Below are 16,108 nucleotides of genomic sequence, written 5' to 3'. Positions count from 1 at the left end.
GCGCACGGCCCCCGGCGGACCGCTGCGGGCCGTGGGCGCCGGTGGGGCAGCCCCCCCGGCGTGCGGTCCCGGTCCGCCCGGACCGGGACCGAAGGTCACGCGGCCTTGGCGGCGGAGTCCCCTCGTTGCGTCTGCGCGCCTGAGGAAGGCATGAGCCCGGTGCGCCGGAGGATCGCGTACCCGGCGCCGATGCCCAGAGCCACGGGCCACTCGATCACACCGGCGGCGCCCAGGGCGCCGAGGCCGATGTACACCGGGAGCCCGCCCTTGGCGGGGAGTACCCGGCCGGCGACGGCCACGGGCAGCATCGCGGCGTCGGCCGCCTTGTGCGCCATCCGGTCGACCGGGATGTGGACGGTGATGTCGTGCCCGTCGTGCCCGGCGGTCCTGCGCTGGGCCGACCGCGCGGCGGGTGCCGGGGTGGTCCGCTTCGACGCGGCCTGCTTCGACGGCGCCCGCTTCCTGCCTCCCCCGGCGTCCTGCTTCCCGGCGGGGGTGGGCTGCCTTTGGCCGCCGGACTGTGCGGGCTTGCGGGCTGGTGTGGGAGTGCTCATGGAGATCCCTCGGATCCACTGCGAGTCTCGGAAGGACTTATCGCCATCTAATGGTAATTATAGGGTTTTAAGTCCTTTGGTGTCCGGCTGCGCACAGCGGCGCGAGCGAGGGAGGTGCCGGTGGGCCTGTCGATGCCGGGCGTCAACGGCACCGCTGCCTCCCTTGGTTGGCCGCGTCTCGGCCGCCTGTTGGACACCGTCGCGGAGCAGGCACGCGGTGTGGCCGACTCCCCGGTGGACAGCGCCGCGAGCGCGCTCTCCGGTCTGCTGGACGCCGTGGTGTCGGTCGTGGACACGGCACGGCGGGCGGGCGAGAAGGCGGCCGAGGCGGTCCCGCGGGCCTGGGGTGACATCACCGACGCCGTCACCGAGACGGCCGGACGCCGCAGGCGCCGCCGTCTGTGGGCCCGTGCCGGGCGCGCCCACGTCGAGGTGCGGGGGCTGACCGGGCGCGGCAGGCGGCACCGTGCGGTCGCGCAGTCGCTGGTCGAGTCGGTGAGGGACATCGAGGGCATCCACTGGGCCGAGGTCAACGCGGTACTCGGGCAGATGGTGATCTCCTTCGACGAGGGCCAGGTCGATGTGGACGGGCTCCTCGAAGTGGTGCAGGCCGTCGAGGAGGCCCACGGCGTCGACACGGAACCCTTCTCCGCCCAGGCCCCCTGGACCCCGTTCGACACGGTCCCCGCCACCTTGGCCGCGGTCTCCCTCGCCACGGACTGCGTGGGGATCGCCGTCGCGGCCGCGTGGCGCTACCTCCCCGTCCCTCCGCTGCCACGAGCGCTGCGAGCACCGCTGGTGCTGGCGCAGACCCAGCCCCGGGCGCGCCGGATCCTGCGGGAACGGCTCGGGGCACCCCACGCCGACATGCTGCTCGCGCTCGCCAGCGCCGTGGTCCACGCCGCCACGGCCGGAGCCGCGGCCATGGGGGTCGACGCGGTGCAGCGCGCGATGCAGCTGTCCGAGATCCGCAGCGCGCAGGAGGCCTGGCGCCAGCGCGAGGGCGACCTCGCGGCGGACGCCTCCCAGCTTCCGAGGGAGGCCGCGAAGCCGGTCCCGCGCCCGGCGCCGTTCCCGGCGGGGCCGGTGGAGACCTGCGCGGACCGCACGGCCGCGGCGACGCTGCTCGGGGCCGCGGGCGTGCTGGCGTGGACGCTCAGCCCGGCACGGGCCGCCGAGGCGCTGCTGGCGACGGTGCCGAAGGCCGCCGAGCTGGGACGGGAGGCCTTCACCTGCGTGCTCCTGCGTGACCTCGCCCGCCGGGGAGCCGTCCCCATGCGGCCGGACGCGCTGCGCCTGCTGGACCGGATCTCCGCGGTCGTCATCGTCTCGACGGCCCTGTGCACCCCGAGGCCGAGGGTGCTGTCCGCCCTGGCCACCGCGGACCTGGACGACGCCGAGGTCTGGGGCGTCGCGCACACCCTGCTGGCCGACCGGGACCTGTCCGAGTTCACCGGCGCCGGTCCCTGGACGGCCGGCGGATGGCGCCTGAAGCACGCCAGGGACACCGAGCGCCCGGGGCAGGCCGACGACGCCCTGGTGCTCGATCTCTTCGACGAGCGCGGCCGCAGACAGGGCCGGGTCCGCGTCGGCTCCGTCCTTGACCCGCTCGCGGACGCGCTGATCGGCGCGGCACGCTCCGGAGCCGAAAGGGTCCTGATCACCGAGAACGCGAGCACGAGCGTGCTGCGCCCCCTGGTGGACGAGGTCCTGCCCGGCGGGGACGCCCTGTCCCGCCGGATCCGGCGGTTGCAGGCCGACGGGCACGGCGTCCTGCTGGTCACCGACCGCGACGGCGACGCCCTGCGGACCGCCGACGTCGGGGTCGCGGTGCTGCCCCGAAGAGCGAGCGCCCCGCACCACTGGTTCGCCGACCTCGTCTGCGGACCCGGCCTCGAGCAGCCCTGGCGCCTGCTGAGCGCCATCGGCCCCGCCCACCGGGTCAGTGCCCACTCGGCCAGGATGTCCACCGGTGCCTCGGTGCTCGGCGCCCTCCTCACCAGCCGCGGTGACGGCCGGTCGGCGGGGGAGCGGGCCTCCTCACCGGTCAACGCCGCGGCCGCGCTGGCGCTGGTCTCCGGCGTCCTCACCGCCCACGGCGTGGCCCGAGCGCCACTTCCCCCGGGGCGTGTGCGGGACGCCTGGCACGCGCTGGGCGCCCGGGAGGTCCTGACCATGGTCCGGCCGCCGCCGGACGAGGCCCGCGCTCCGCGGAGCACCGAGGGAGCGGGCCGGACCCGAGCCCTTCGGGCCGTGGCGGCGGTGGCAGCGACGGCTGCCGAGTCGGGCTGGCCTCCGGCCGCCGCTCTCGCCGGTCCCGTCCGCCTGGCCGCCGCCTTCGTCCGGGCCGTGCGGGAGGAGCTTCGCGACCCGCTCACCCCCGTCCTCGCCGTGGGCGCGGCGGCCTCGGCGGTGGTCGGGTCCACCGCGGACTCCCTGCTGGTCGGCGGAGTGATGGTGGGCAACGCGCTGATCAGCGGCGGGCAGCGGCTGAGCGCCGGACGGGCGCTCAGCGGCCTTCTCCTACAGGAGCAGCTGACCGCCCGGCGCGTCACCTGGGCACCCGGCCCCGAGGCGGACGGTGACCTGACGGGGCTGCGTGCCGCCAGGCCGAGGTCCACCCCGGCACAGGAGCTGCGCCCCGGGGACATCGTCGCCCTGCGGACCTCGGACGTCGTCCCGGCCGACGCCCGCCTGCTGGTGGCCGACGACCTGGAGATGGACGAGGCAAGCCTGACCGGTGAGTCCGCGCCCGTCGCCAAGGACCCGCGCCCCACTCCGGGTGCCGACCTGGCCGAGCGCGCCTGCATGGTCTACCAGGGGTGCACCGTGCTGGCCGGTTCCGGGTCCGCGGTCGTCGTGGCCACCGGCGCCGACACCGAGGCCGGTCGTGCCGCGGAGATCGCCGGGCCCGCCCGCGCACCGGTGGGCATCGAGGGGCATCTCGCCCGGCTCAGCAAGGTCGTGCTGCCCGCCACCGGGCTCGGCGGCGGCGCCGTCACCCTGCTGGCGCTCCTGCGGGGCCAGGTCCTGCGCACCGCGCTCGCCTCCGGAGTGGCCATCGCCGTGGCGGCCGTCCCCGAAGGCCTTCCCCTGGTCGCGACGGTCGCCCAGTCGGCGGCCGCGCGGAGGCTGTCCCGCAGATCCGTCCTGGTCCGCACGCCCCGGGTGCTCGAAGCGCTCGGCCGGGTCGACACGGTCTGCTTCGACAAGACCGGAACCCTCACCGAGGGCCGGCTCTCCGTCGTCCGGGTCGCGTCGGTGCACGGGCCGACCGCCCTCGACAGCCCGTTCGGCCGCCGGCTGCTGCGCGCGGCGGCCCGCAGCAGCCCGGACACCAACGGCCCCGGGGCCAAGCGGATGGTCCATGCCACCGACCGCGCCGTCGTCGACGCCGCCTCCCGCCTTGCCGGGGACGACGGGAGCTGGCGGGCCACCGACGAGTTGCCGTTCGTCGAGAGCCGGGGCTACGCGGCGTCGTTCGGCACGGATTCCGACGGGCCGTACCTGGCGGTCAAGGGCGCCCCCGAGATCGTTCTCGAACACTGCGCGACCGCACTGGACCCCGGCGGCGACCGAACGCTGCCCCTGGACCCGGCACGGCGCCGCAAGGCCGAGACACAGGTGAGGCGGCTGGCCGACGAAGGGCTCCGTGTGCTCGCCGTCGCCGAGGCACGGCGGAAGAGCGTCGAGACGGCCGGCGACACCCCGTTGGCGGATCTGACGCTCCTCGGATTCGTGGCGATCGCCGACACCGTACGGGCAGGCGCCGAGCAGACCGTGGCCGCACTGGCCGGATCAGGCGTCGCCGTGGTGATGATCACGGGGGACCACCCGGCCACCGCCGCCGCCATCGCGAGGGACCTCGGCATCCAGGGCGCCGACGCGGTCGTCACCGGCACGGAGCTGGAAACGCTCACCGAGAAGGCGCGTATCGAGCGCGTCACCGGGACGACGGTGTTCGCGCGTGTCTCACCGGAGCAGAAGGTGCGCATCGTCCGCGACCTCCAGCGGTCCGGCCGGGTGGTCGCCATGGTGGGTGACGGCATCAACGACGCCGCCGCCATCCGCGCCTCCGACGTGGGAATCGGCATGGCCGCGAGGGGATCGACCTCCGCCCGCAGCGCCTCCGACCTCGTCCTGACCGAACCCGACCCCCGCCACATCCTCGACGCCCTGCGCGAGGGGCGGGCGCTGTGGGGCAGTGTGCGGGACGCGGTCGCCATCCTGGTCGGCGGCAACGCCGGGGAGGTCGCCTTCACCGTGCTCGGCACCGCGCTGGCCGGACATGCTCCTCTGAGCACGCGCCAGCTCCTCCTGGTCAACCTGCTCACCGACATGCTGCCCGCCCTGGCGGTGGCGGTCGCCCCGGCCAGGCCGCCGGGATCCGGTCAGGAGCCCCCCGCTCCCGGGCCCGGTGAGTCGCCGCTGCGCCGGGACACCGCCCGTGTCCTGGCCGTCCGCGGCGCCTCCACGACCGTCGGGGCGCTGGCCGCCTGGCAGGTCGGACGGATGACCGGCCGCGGTGCCCGGGCCGGCACCATGGGCCTGGCGGCGCTGGTCGGCACCCAACTCGGGCAGACCCTGGTGGCGGGCCGGCACAGCGGGGCCGTGGTGGCGACCAGCGCGGCCTCCGCCGCCGTTCTGTTCGCTCTGGTGCAGACGCCGGGGGTCAGTCACTTCTTCGGCTGTGTGCCGCTGGGCCCGGTCGCGTGGGCGGTCGTCCTGACGAGCGCGACCGGGGCCACGCTGGCCGCCGCTCTGGCGCCGCCGGTGCTCTTTCCCCGGACCGCTTCGCCGCCCCCGCCGGAGGCGGAGGCCGACGGCGGCTGAGGTTCCGCCCGCGGCCGGGTTTGCCCGTTGTTCACCGGAAATGGTGACCAAGGGCCCTCGACGGAAAGGACATCTGCGCCTCTACTGGACTGCGCGGCCGTCGCGGGAGCATCCCCGCGGCGTGAGGCCGGAGCCCCACCGACCCGGAGAAAGCCCCCCATGACCCTCACCGTCACCATCACCCTGCCGCGACTGACGGCGGTCCCCTCCAAGGAGTTCCTCCACACGGCCGCCAGGCTCTCCGCCCCCGCCGTCATGGCCGTGGCAGACGCCGCCGGGGTCGGCCTGGTCGGACGCGTCCTGCTCAGCACCGCGCTCACCGCCGCGCAGGACGCCGCCCGCCCCTGAGCCGTCCCGTCCCCGGCCGGGCCTGTTCGTCGTTGACCGGGCGTGCCCGGCGGGCCTATCCGACCGGCTCGCCGTCCACGAAGACCTTCACCTTGCGGTCGTAGAACGAGACCAGTCCGGCGATCTTCGCGCTCTCCGGGAGCGGTGCCGGGTACGTCCAGGCGATGTCGGCGTGGACCGTGCCGTTGACCCGCGCCGACAGATGGCTGGCCGTTCCCTTGTACGGGCAGCCGGTGACGGTCGTGCTCGGCTCCAGCAGGTCGAGCCGGACATCGGTCTTGGGCAGGTAGAACCGCGGCGGCAGGCCCGTCTCGTACAGCACCTTCGGCGCGCGCGACTCGGCGATGACCTCCCCGTCGAGCTCCACCCGCACCTCGCGCGAGCTGGCCAGGATGTCGATCCGGGTGAACGGGCTGCGCGGGTGGATGAACACTTCCTCGTCCTCCTCGAACCAGCCGTCCATCGCGTCCCAGTCCAGCCGGACCAGGTCGCGCAGCCGCTCGACGGGGGAGTCCTCGTACCGCCATGCCGCGTTCTCCGCGGTCCTGCCGGGCACGGTGACCGTGAACACCTTCGCGTCGCCCCTGCTCGGTGAGTGCTTGGTGCCGTCGGTGGCGGTGAGGAACCCGGTCCGTACATCGTCGACCGGGAAGTAGTACGCCGGGTAGTGCGGGCTCTCCCAGACGAGCACCGGTCGTACGGTGTCGGCCACGACATGCCCGCCGAGGTAGGCGCGCACTCGCTTGGTCCCCTGCTCGACGCGCAGACGGTCGCGCTTGGTTTCAGTCATGACTGGACAACGGCCCGGGGCGGGCGTTCATTTCGGTTTCTCGTCCGATCACTTCAGGGTTCCTTCCCGCCACTTCCTGAATGAGACATTCCTATATCTGATGAGACAGTGATGTCTCACATGCGATAAGCTTGCCTCATGAGTGTTGATCGGGAGCACATGCTCAGGGAAGCGGCCGCGCTGCTGACCCGGCGTGCCACGGCGTCCATGGACGAGATCGCCAAGGCCGCCGGCATCAGCCGGGCCACCCTGCACCGCCACTTCCCCGGCCGCGACGCGCTGGTCCGGGCGCTCGGCGAGCTCGGGATACGGCGGATGAACGAGGCCATGGACGCGGCCCGCCTCGAGGAGGGCGACGCCGTGCGGGCGCTGCGCCGCCTCGTCGACGCCGCCATGCCCGAGGCGGGCTTCCTGGCCTTCCTGTACAGCGAGAACCAGCTCTACGACGACGCCGAGCTCAAGGCCGGGTGGGACGCGTCCGACGAGCGGGTCGCCGCGCTCTTCCGCCGCGGCCAGGAGCAGGGCGTCTTCCGCATCGACCTGCCCGCCGTCTGGCTCACCGAGGCGTACACGGCACTCATCGCCGGTTGCGGCTGGGCCGTCGAGGACGGGCGTATCGCGCGCCGCGACTCGGCGCACCTCGTCACCGAGACGCTGCTCGGCGGAGCACTGAGGAGGCAGTCATGACCAGCATCGACACCACACCGAAGGCGGCGGCGCCCGAGGCGCCCCGCTCGGGGCGGTGGCTGGCGCTGGCCGTGCTCAACCTCGCCGTGCTGCTGGTGGCCGTGGACGCCACCGTCCTGGGCCTCGCCGTTCCCTACCTGAGCGAGGACCTGCGTCCGTCGGGGACGGAACTGCTGTGGATCGGTGACGTCTACTCGTTCGTCATCGCCGGTCTGCTGGTCTCCATGGGAGGCCTGGGCGACCGGATCGGCCGCAAGCGGCTGTTGCTCGTGGGCGCCGCGGCCTTCGGCGGGCTGTCCCTGCTGGCCGCGTACGCGCACACCCCGGCGATGCTCATCGCCGCCCGTGCCCTGATGGGGGTGGCGGGGGCGACACTCATGCCGTCCACACTGGCCCTGATCCGCAACCTCTTCCACGACGCGCGCGAGCGCAGCCTCGCCATCGGCATCTGGGGGGCGATGGCGTCGGCGGGCATGGCGGTCGGGCCCATCGTCGGAGGGTTCCTGCTGGAGCACTTCTGGTGGGGCTCGGTCTTCCTGATCAACCTTCCGGTGATGGCCCTGCTGATCCTCGTGGGCGCCAAGGTCCTGCCCGAGTCGCGCAACCCCTGCCCGGGGCCCTGGGACATGCCCAGCGTCGCCCTGTCGCTCGTCGGCATGATCGGTGTGGTCTACGCGGTCAAGGAGGTCGCCGCCCACGGCCTGCGGACCCATGCCCTGGTGGCGGGCCTGGCCGGAGCCGGCGCGCTGGTGGGTTTCGTGCGGCGGCAGCTCGTGCTGCCCCACCCGCTGCTGGACATGCGGCTGTTCCGCCACCGGGGCTTCTCCGGCTCGGTCCTGGCCGACCTGCTGACCATCCTGGGGCTGTCCGGGATGATCTTCTTCCTCTCGCAGTTCCTGCAACTGGTCCAGGGCAGGTCCTCGCTGGAGGCCGGTCTCTTCGAACTCCCCGCCGCGATCGGGGCGGTGGGCTCGGGACTGGTGGCGGGCTCATTGGCCCGGCGGTTCTCCGTGCGCTCCATTGTCGCGGGAGGGCTCGCCGCCGTAGGGGTGGCGCTGGCCGCGCTGGTCATGCTCAGCCCGGACACCGGCTACCCGGTCCTCGGAACAGCCCTGCTGGTGGTGGGTGTCGGCGCGGGCCTGTCGTTCACCGTGACCGCCGACGTGATCCTTTCCGTGGTGCCCAAGGACGACGCGGGCTCGGCGTCGGCGGTCTCCGAGACCGCCTACGAACTCGGCACCGCGCTCGGCATCGCCCTGCTCGGATCGGTCGTCACCGGCACCTACCGGGGATTCCCGATACCCCGGGGCACGCCGCAGGAGGCGGCCTCGGCCGCCCAGGAGTCACTGGGCGGCGCCGTCGAGACGGCCGGGACCCTCGCCCCGCACACCGGTGCGACCCTGCTGGCCTCCGCCCAGGACGCGTTCGTCGACGGGCTGCGGATCGCCTGCGGGGCGGGCGCGGCGGTGCTGCTCGCGGCGGCCGCCGCCGCATGGCTGCTGCTGCGCGGCCAGCGTCTGGAGGAGGGGCTGGAGCACTGACGGGCCGCCGGGCGCGGTCGGACGGCGCCCTGGTGCGGGGTGCCGTCGGGCAAGCGGGGGACGCTCGAGGCCGCGCGGGCCGTGCGGGCCGTGCGGGCCGTTCGCGCCGCCGGGGCGTGCCGTCAGGCCGCGGCCTTCGCCTTGGTGGCGTAGATGTCGACGTACTCCTGGCCGGACAGCAGCATGACCTCGTGCATCACCTCGTCGGTGACCGCCCGCAGCACGTAGCGGTCGCGCTCCATGCCCTCGTAGCGTGAGAAGTCCAGCGGTTTGCCGAAGCGGACACCGACCTTGAGGATGCGCGGCAGCTTCTTGCCCGCCGGCTGGATGCGGTCGGTGTCGATCAGGGCGGCCGGGACGACGGGCGCTCCGGTGCTCAGCGCCAGCCGGGCGAGCCCGGTGCGCCCCCGGTACAGCCGGCCGTCGGGGGAGCGGGTGCCCTCGGGGTGGATGCCGAAGACCTTGCCCTCCTGGAGCAGGCGCAGGCCGGTGTTGAGCGCCGCGACCCCGCCGTGGGCGCCGTCCCGGTCCACCGGGATCATGCCGACACCGCGGAAGAACCCTGCCTTGAGCCTGCCCTTGAGACCGCGTCCGCTGACGTACTCCGACTTGCCGATGAAGTACACCGGGCGCTTGACCACCAGCGTCAGGAAGAGCGAGTCGGAGAAGGCGAGATGGTTGCCCGCCAGGATCACGGGTCCCTCGGCCGGGATGTGCTCCGCCCCCTCGACCTGCGGGCGGAACAGCACACGAAGCAGTGATCCGAGCAGTGCCTTCATCAGGATTCGGAACAACGGGTCCTCCGGTAGCGGCGGGCACGGCGGCGGCCGTGCGGTTGCCGACGATACTCGCGCGAGCGCGCCCCGGCCCACCGCCGGTTCACGTCGGTGATACACAGAGTTGACCCGGTTGCGCCAACGAGCCGTCGGTGTCTGTTCCGGCCTCGTTACCGCCAAGGAGGCCCGAGGTTCGCGCGGTGCGCCCTACGATGCGCCAGTAATTGGCAGGTTCTGGACACGGCTGTTTCCGGACGGAACTGGCGGGTTCCAGGACACAACGGGTCAGGAGTGCTCATGACGCAGGCTGGTGCGCCGCAGGGTGAGAGGGACGGCAAGCGGGGGCCGGGACGCAGGACGGTGCTCGGTGCGGGCGCGGTCGGCGCCGGGAGCGCGGTGCTCGGGCTGTCCGGCACGGCGCGGGCGGCCTCGGGCGGCGCCTCCGGGGAGGACGCCTCCGAGGGCGACGCGTCGCAGCGCGACCACGGCAGGAACCGGCTGCCCGTTCCCGCCGTCATCGGCCACCGGGGCGCCAGCGGCTACCGCCCCGAGCACACCTTCGGCTCCTACGAACTCGCCGCCGAACTCGGCGCCGACGTCGTCGAGCAGGACCTCGTCCCCACCAAGGACGGCCACTTGGTCTGCCGCCACGAGAACGACATCACCGGCACCACCGATGTCTCGGAGCACCGCGAGTTCGCCGACCGCAGGACGACCAAGACCGTCGACGGGGTCTCCATCACCGGCTGGTTCACCGAGGACTTCACGCTCGCAGAGCTGAAGACCCTGCGGGCCAAGGAGCGCATCCCCGCCGTCCGCCAGCGCAACACCCTCTACGACGGCCGCTGGGCGGTGCCCACCTTCGAGGAGGTGCTGCGCTGGGCGGCCGGACGCCGGGCGAAGTCGGGGCGCCCCCTGTGGCTGCACGTCGAGACCAAGCACCCCTCCTACTTCCGCAAGCTGGGCCTCGGCCTCGAGGAGCCGCTCGCCCGCCTCCTGCGCGCGCACGGCAAGGGCAGGCGCAACTCCCCGGTCTTCCTCCAGTCGTTCGAGCCCAGCAGCCTCCAGCGGCTCGGCAGGCTCGTCGGCAACCCCAGGATCCAACTGCTGTCCGGGCCCACCAGCCGGCCCTGGGACTTCACCGAGGCGGGCGACCCGCGCACCGTGGCCGACCTCGTCACGCCCGAGGGCCTGGCCTGGATCGCCGGGTTCGCCCAGGGAATCGGCCCCACCACCGAGTTGATCGTGCCCACCGACCCGGCCACGGGCAAGCTCGGCAAGCCCACCACCCTGGTGCGCGACGCCCACAACGAGGGGCTGGTGCTGCACCCCTACACCCTGCGCAACGAGAACCAGTTCCTGCCCGCGGACTTCCGCAAGGGCACCGTGCCGACCGACTACGGCAACTCCTTCGGCGCTTTCAAGCTCTACTTCGAGCTGGGCATCGACGGCGTCTTCTCGGACAACCCCGACACCGCCGTGCTCGCCCGCGCCGACCTGCGCTAGCCCGGTCCGCCGCGGCGCCCCGCGCCGGTTCGTCCCACCCATGGGGGTGGTTTCCCGCGCACCGGGGAACCACCCCGACCCGACGTGTGTCGCACCCTTGCGTGAACGACACGGACAACAGCGGGATGCGCGGCAACGTCGACAGTCGTGCCGGTGGCGGCCGGGACTGCGGCTGCGGCGGCAGTGCCTGCGGCGGCGAGCGTGCCTGCGGCGGCCGGGACCGCGGGGATCCCGCTCTGATGCGGGGCGCCGCCCTCGGCAGCGCTGCCGCCCTGGACCGGCTGCACCGCATGCTCGCCCACGAGATCGCCCATCTGCCGCCCGAGGAGCCCGCGTTCGCGGCCGACCCCGGCGATCTCGAACAGGCGGTGTGGCTGCGGATGCTCGAACACCTCGCGGACGGCGGCAGCACCGAATCACCGGCGCGCTGGCTGCGCGAGGCGGTGCGGGAGGAGGCCGGGCGGACGGCCGCCGACCGGCGCCGCACCCGGCGGCTCACCGCACGCCACCTGGCCGACCGTGCCGAGGCGCGTGCCCACGACGCCGAACTGCGGCGTGCCGTGCGCGATGCGGTGCCCCGCCTGCCCGGCCGCTGCCCGCTCCTGCTGGCAGGACTGCTCGCCCGGCCCGCTCCCACCTACCGGGAGCTCGCCGCGGAGTTGGGAATCTCACAGGGCAGCATCGGGCCGCTGCGCTCCAGATGCGTGGAATGTCTGCGCAGATTGCTGGCCAACCAGGGTTGCACCGGGGCGAGATCGGGGTAATCCCCGGTAAACACTCGGCGACAGGGCGTTGATCGGGACGACGGGGGAGGCGGGTACCGGGCCTTGGCCAGGTCCTCTTCCCTCGGACTGCTGTGCGATCATCAGCGCCACGGAAGCGAGGCGCCCTCGCACCGCTTCCGGTCAGGGCACACGTTCCGGACAGGCGACCCTCATCCCTCCTGCCCGGACGGACTCAGGGAGGCCTGCGCACATGGGCATGAGCGTGACCATCTCTCCGGCGCGTGAGGACGACGCCGAACGGATCCTCAAACTGCAGTTCCTCTGCTACCAGAGCGAGGCCGAGCTGTACGGCGACTACAGCATCGAGCCGCTCACCCAGACCCTCGAGGCGCTGCGCGCGGAGCTGGCGTCGGGGTCGGTACTGGTGGCCCGGCTCGGCGACGAAGTCGTCGGGTCGGTACGCGGCAGCGTGGAGGACGACGGCTCCGCCGTCATCGGGAAGCTGATCGTCCACCCGCGGATGCAGGGGCACGGCCTCGGCGGCAGGCTGCTGCGCACCTTGGAGGACCTGCTGGCGGAGCAGGGCCGGGCCAAGCGCTACCGGCTGTTCACCGGTCACCGCAGCGAGACGAATCTGCGCCTGTACCGCAAGCTGGGCTACGAGGCGGTCTCGCGCGAGCAGGTCAGCAACCGCCTGAGCCTGATCACGCTGGAGAAGATCGCCCCCGCTCCGACCGAGCCCACGAACCTGGTCACCAGCGCCTGAACCCTTGTGCGCACGGCCCCGCCGCCGACCGCGGTGGGGCCGCGGCATGTGCGGGCCTGCCGTCCGTGCGAGCGAGCCGCCCCCTGGGCTCGTCGCCTTCGAGGGCCGAGGCCCCAGTTTTCGAGGGCCGATGCCCCAGCGTTCGACGTCCGATGCCCCAGCCTTCGAGGTCCGAGGCCCTCACCCGTGGCGATCCGATGCCCCAGCCCGCGGCGACCGGGCCCTGGCAGGCGGGTAGCACACGACACCCCTCAATCGCTCACATATGACGCCCCTCCATCCGTCCGGCATGCCTGGTTTCACCCGAACGGGTGAGGCTCTACGATCTGCTCGTGCGTAGCGATCTCTTCAAATCCGAGTACCAGGCCCAGGCCCCCACCGCGGCCGGGATGACCCTGCAGCACTCCAAGGCGATCAAGTACGTCGTCAATGGCGAGTGCCACGCCCGCCAGGGTGCGATGGTCGCCTACCGGGGCAACCTCCAGTTCGAGGTCAAGTCCCAGGGCGTGGGCAACTTCCTGAAGCGCGCGGTGACCGGTGAGGGCTTGTCCCTCATGGCGGTGCGGGGCCAGGGCGAGGTGTGGTTCGCGCACAACGCGCAGAGCTGCTTCGTCATCGACCTCGAACCGCAGGACGCGCTGACCATCAACGGCCGCAATGTGCTGTGCTTCGACCCCACTCTTCAGTACGACATCAAGATGATCAGCGGTGCGGGCATGGTCGGTGGCGGCCTGTTCAACTGCCTCTTCACCGGACAGGGCCGTATTGGGCTGACCTGCGATGGCGACCCGATCGTCATACCGGTCTCGCCCCAGGCTCCGGTCTATGTCGACACCGACGCGATCGTCGGCTGGTCCAGCCACCTCCAGACCTCGCTGCACCGCTCGCAGAGCCTGAAGTCGATGCTGCGCGGCGGCTCCGGCGAGGTGTACCAGCTGATGCTCCAGGGCGAGGGCTTCGTCATAGTCCAGCCCAGCGAGTCCAAGCCGGTTGCCGGCCAGTAGGACGCTGATCCCACGCTGCTCCCTCTACCTCGCTTCCTCTGCTCCGCTCCCTCTGGTCTCCGTCCACTTCCCTCCGTCCACTTCCCTCCGTCCACCTCGCTCCGTCTGTCGGCGGCCGGACGTCCGGCCGCCGACAGTGCTTTTCCCGGTTTCCCCGGAAACGTCCCGGCATCTGCCCGGATTGCCGCGACCGCGGCGGGCTTTCCGGGGGCAGGCCCCCGGTCGGGCCCGCTCCCACCGGGGCCGTTGTCCGTATTCCGGACTTGCGGCCTCTATTTTTGAGACCGCTGTGACGGTCTGCTTTACTGGTCCGCATGACCGCGACGACGAAGAGCGTGTATGCCACCGAGGCGATGACGCCCGGTATTCGTCGCTTGTGTCGAATGTGTGACTGCTGAGGGCCCCCAACCGAGCCTCGCGCCCCGAAGCGAGACCTCCCTCCCGCACGCCCGCTGGAGGGGCCCCGCGGCCGACCGACCCGGATCGGCCCCCGTCCCACATCACGGTGTTGAACCCATGCAGCTCGCACACTCCCCGGTGAACCGCCGGCGGCCCGTCGTGTCCATCCGCCGCTGCCGCCTGGCTCACGACCCCCAGCCGCCCGGCACCCGCTGCTGACGCCGCTCCGGTCCGTTCACCCGGGCCGAGCCATGCCGCCCACCCGGTAATTCGCCCCCGTATGCGGTGTTTCGCTCCCGCATGCCCGACAGAGGACATTCCCTGTGATCACCACCGCCGGCCTGACCAAGGTCTACCGCTCTCGAGGGCGGGATCTCACCGCCCTCGACGGCGTCGACCTGCATGTGCGCGAGGGCGAGGTATTCGGTGTCGTCGGACAGAGCGGCGCCGGCAAGAGCACGCTCATCCGCTGCGTCAATCTCCTGGAGCGCCCCACCTCCGGCACCGTCACCGTCGCCGGGCAGGAGCTCACCGCGCTCGCCGGGCGCGGCAAGCGCACCAGCCGCGAACTGCGCTCCGCCCGAAGCCGGATCGGCATGGTCTTCCAGCACTTCAACCTGCTCTCCTCGCGCACCGTCCAGGGCAATGTCGAGCTGCCGCTCGAAATCCTCGGCGCCGACGGGAAGGAACGTTCCCGCAGGGCAGGGGAGCTGCTCGACCTCGTCGGACTCGCCGACAAGGCCAAGGCCTACCCCGCCCAGCTCTCGGGCGGTCAGAAACAGCGCGTCGGCATCGCCCGCGCGCTCGCCGGGGACCCCCAGGTGCTGCTGTCCGACGAGGCCACCTCTGCACTGGACCCCGAGACCACGCGCTCGATCCTCCAGCTCCTGCGCGACCTCAACCGCCGGCTCGGGCTGACCGTCCTGCTGATCACCCACGAGATGGACGTGATCAAGACCGTCTGCGACTCCGCCGCGCTGATGAAGGAGGGCCGGATCGTGGAGTCCGGAACCGTACCCGAACTGCTGGCCACCCCCGGCTCGGAGCTCGCCCATGAGCTCTTCCCGATCGGCGAGGTGCCCTCCAGCGACGGCCGCACGATCGTCGACCTCACCTTCCACGGAGAGGCGGCCGCCCAGCCGGTCATCTCCCGGCTCGCCCGCACCTACAACGTGGACGTCTCCATCCTCGGGGCCGCCATCGAGACCGTCGCCGGCCTCCAGGTGGGCAGGATGCGCATCGAGCTGCCCGGACGGTTCGAGGACAACGTCGTGCCCATCGGCTTCCTGCGGGAGCAGGGCCTCCAGGTCGACGTCGCCGGACCGGAGGCCGCCCCGGCGCCCCGGCAGCCCGCCGTCGAACCGCCGCACCTCGCCCACGCCGTGAAGGAGACCGCCAAGTGACCTGGGACGAGATGCGGCCTCTGCTCACGCAGGCGTGTTCCGAGACCTTCCAGATGGTGGGCTGGTCCGCGCTGATCGCCGTGGCCGCCGGTCTGCCGATCGGGGTCCTGCTGGTCCTCACCGACCGCGGCGGCCTGCTGCAGAACCCGCCCGTGAACAAGGTGCTCGGCGCCGTCGTCAACATCGGCCGCTCGCTGCCGTTCCTGATCCTGATGGTCGCGCTCATGACGTTCACCCGCTGGGTCGTCGGAACCACGATCGGCGTCGAGGCCGCCGTCGTCCCGCTGTCCATCGGCGCCCTCCCGTTCTTCGCCCGGCTGGTGGAGACCTCCGTGCGCGGGGTCGACCACGGCCTCGTCGAGGCCGTGCAGTCGATGGGCGGCAGCACCTGGACCATCGTGCGCAAGGTGCTCGTCCCGGAGGCGCTGCCCTCGGTGATCTCGGGTGTGACGACCACCGTCATCGCGCTCCTGGGCTACTCGGCGATGGCCGGATCCGTCGGCGCCGGGGGCTTGGGCGACCTGGCCATCCGCTACGGCTACCAGCGCTTCGAGACCGGGCTGATGAATGTGACCGTCCTCGTGCTCGTCGTGGTGGTCACCGCCGTCCAGCTCCTCGGCGACCTGGCCGCCCGCGCGGTCGACAAGCGCGGCCGGGGCTCCACCTCCGGTCCGCGACTGCGCCTGCTGAGGACACCGGCGCGCGCCACGGCGGCCACCTCGTCCTCTGCCACCGCATCCTCTGCCACCGAGACCTCCTGACTTCCAAGAGCTCTG

General features: G+C 72.7%; 13 protein-coding genes. 10 read left to right on the top strand and 3 right to left on the bottom strand.

The window, feature by feature from the left end; genetic code table 11:
- Positions 1-95 precede the first annotated feature (95 nt).
- Positions 96-554, bottom strand: coding sequence for a hypothetical protein (locus IEY86_RS04890; RefSeq protein ID WP_189130252.1), 459 nt, complete (start codon positions 552-554; stop codon positions 96-98).
- Between the two features lie 120 nt (positions 555-674).
- Between IEY86_RS04890 and IEY86_RS04885 the strand changes: the two genes are divergently transcribed.
- Together IEY86_RS04885 and IEY86_RS04880 are read left to right on the top strand one after the other, a co-directional pair.
- Positions 675-5,387 (top strand): HAD-IC family P-type ATPase, encoded by a 4,713-nt coding sequence (locus IEY86_RS04885; RefSeq protein WP_189130251.1) that lies wholly within the window; start codon positions 675-677, stop codon positions 5,385-5,387.
- A gap of 159 nt (positions 5,388-5,546) precedes the next feature.
- A complete protein-coding gene (locus tag IEY86_RS04880; protein ID WP_189130250.1) occupies positions 5,547-5,735 on the top strand; it encodes a hypothetical protein in 189 nt (62 codons plus the stop codon).
- A gap of 55 nt (positions 5,736-5,790) precedes the next feature.
- Here the strand turns inward: IEY86_RS04880 and IEY86_RS04875 are convergent, their stop codons facing one another.
- On the bottom strand, positions 5,791-6,525 hold the full coding sequence (locus IEY86_RS04875) for a DUF427 domain-containing protein (RefSeq protein ID WP_189130249.1): 735 nt from the start codon (positions 6,523-6,525) through the stop codon (positions 5,791-5,793).
- A gap of 138 nt (positions 6,526-6,663) precedes the next feature.
- On the opposite strand from IEY86_RS04875, the gene IEY86_RS04870 reads away from it, so the two are divergent.
- On the top strand, positions 6,664-7,212 hold the full coding sequence (locus IEY86_RS04870; protein ID WP_189130248.1) for a TetR/AcrR family transcriptional regulator: 549 nt from the start codon (positions 6,664-6,666) through the stop codon (positions 7,210-7,212).
- Entirely contained in the window at positions 7,209-8,753 is a 1,545-nt protein-coding gene (locus tag IEY86_RS04865; RefSeq protein ID WP_189130247.1) for an MFS transporter, read from the top strand. Before IEY86_RS04870 ends, IEY86_RS04865 begins: the two co-directional genes overlap by 4 nt.
- Positions 8,754-8,875: 122 nt before the next feature.
- Here the strand turns inward: IEY86_RS04865 and IEY86_RS04860 are convergent, their stop codons facing one another.
- A complete protein-coding gene (locus IEY86_RS04860) occupies positions 8,876-9,547 on the bottom strand; it encodes a lysophospholipid acyltransferase family protein (RefSeq protein ID WP_189130246.1) in 672 nt (223 codons plus the stop codon).
- 279 nt (positions 9,548-9,826) lie between these two features.
- On the opposite strand from IEY86_RS04860, the gene IEY86_RS04855 reads away from it, so the two are divergent.
- The 6 genes from IEY86_RS04855 to IEY86_RS04830 all read left to right on the top strand — a co-directional run bounded on the left by IEY86_RS04855 (position 9,827) and on the right by IEY86_RS04830 (position 16,093).
- Positions 9,827-11,035 (top strand): glycerophosphodiester phosphodiesterase, encoded by a 1,209-nt coding sequence (locus tag IEY86_RS04855; RefSeq protein ID WP_189130245.1) that lies wholly within the window; start codon positions 9,827-9,829, stop codon positions 11,033-11,035.
- 101 nt (positions 11,036-11,136) lie between these two features.
- Positions 11,137-11,799: a sigma-70 family RNA polymerase sigma factor gene (locus IEY86_RS04850; RefSeq protein WP_189130244.1), complete on the top strand. Its 663-nt coding sequence runs from the start codon at positions 11,137-11,139 to the stop codon at positions 11,797-11,799.
- A gap of 211 nt (positions 11,800-12,010) precedes the next feature.
- Positions 12,011-12,526 (top strand): GNAT family N-acetyltransferase, encoded by a 516-nt coding sequence (locus tag IEY86_RS04845; protein WP_189130243.1) that lies wholly within the window; start codon positions 12,011-12,013, stop codon positions 12,524-12,526.
- 332 nt (positions 12,527-12,858) lie between these two features.
- Positions 12,859-13,530, top strand: a complete 672-nt coding sequence (locus IEY86_RS04840; RefSeq protein ID WP_189130242.1) for an AIM24 family protein — start codon at positions 12,859-12,861, stop codon at positions 13,528-13,530.
- 722 nt (positions 13,531-14,252) lie between these two features.
- A complete protein-coding gene (locus IEY86_RS04835) occupies positions 14,253-15,332 on the top strand; it encodes a methionine ABC transporter ATP-binding protein (RefSeq protein ID WP_189130241.1) in 1,080 nt (359 codons plus the stop codon).
- Positions 15,329-16,093: a methionine ABC transporter permease gene (locus IEY86_RS04830; RefSeq protein ID WP_189130240.1), complete on the top strand. Its 765-nt coding sequence runs from the start codon at positions 15,329-15,331 to the stop codon at positions 16,091-16,093. The genes IEY86_RS04835 and IEY86_RS04830 overlap by 4 nt, the downstream gene beginning before the upstream one ends.
- Positions 16,094-16,108: the final 15 nt, after the last annotated feature.

This window comes from Wenjunlia tyrosinilytica (assembly GCF_014646055.1).
GTDB classification, from domain to species: domain Bacteria; phylum Actinomycetota; class Actinomycetes; order Streptomycetales; family Streptomycetaceae; genus Wenjunlia; species Wenjunlia tyrosinilytica.
The sequence above is the reverse complement of the archived record's forward strand: the minus strand, read 5'-3'. Positions and strand labels throughout refer to the sequence as shown.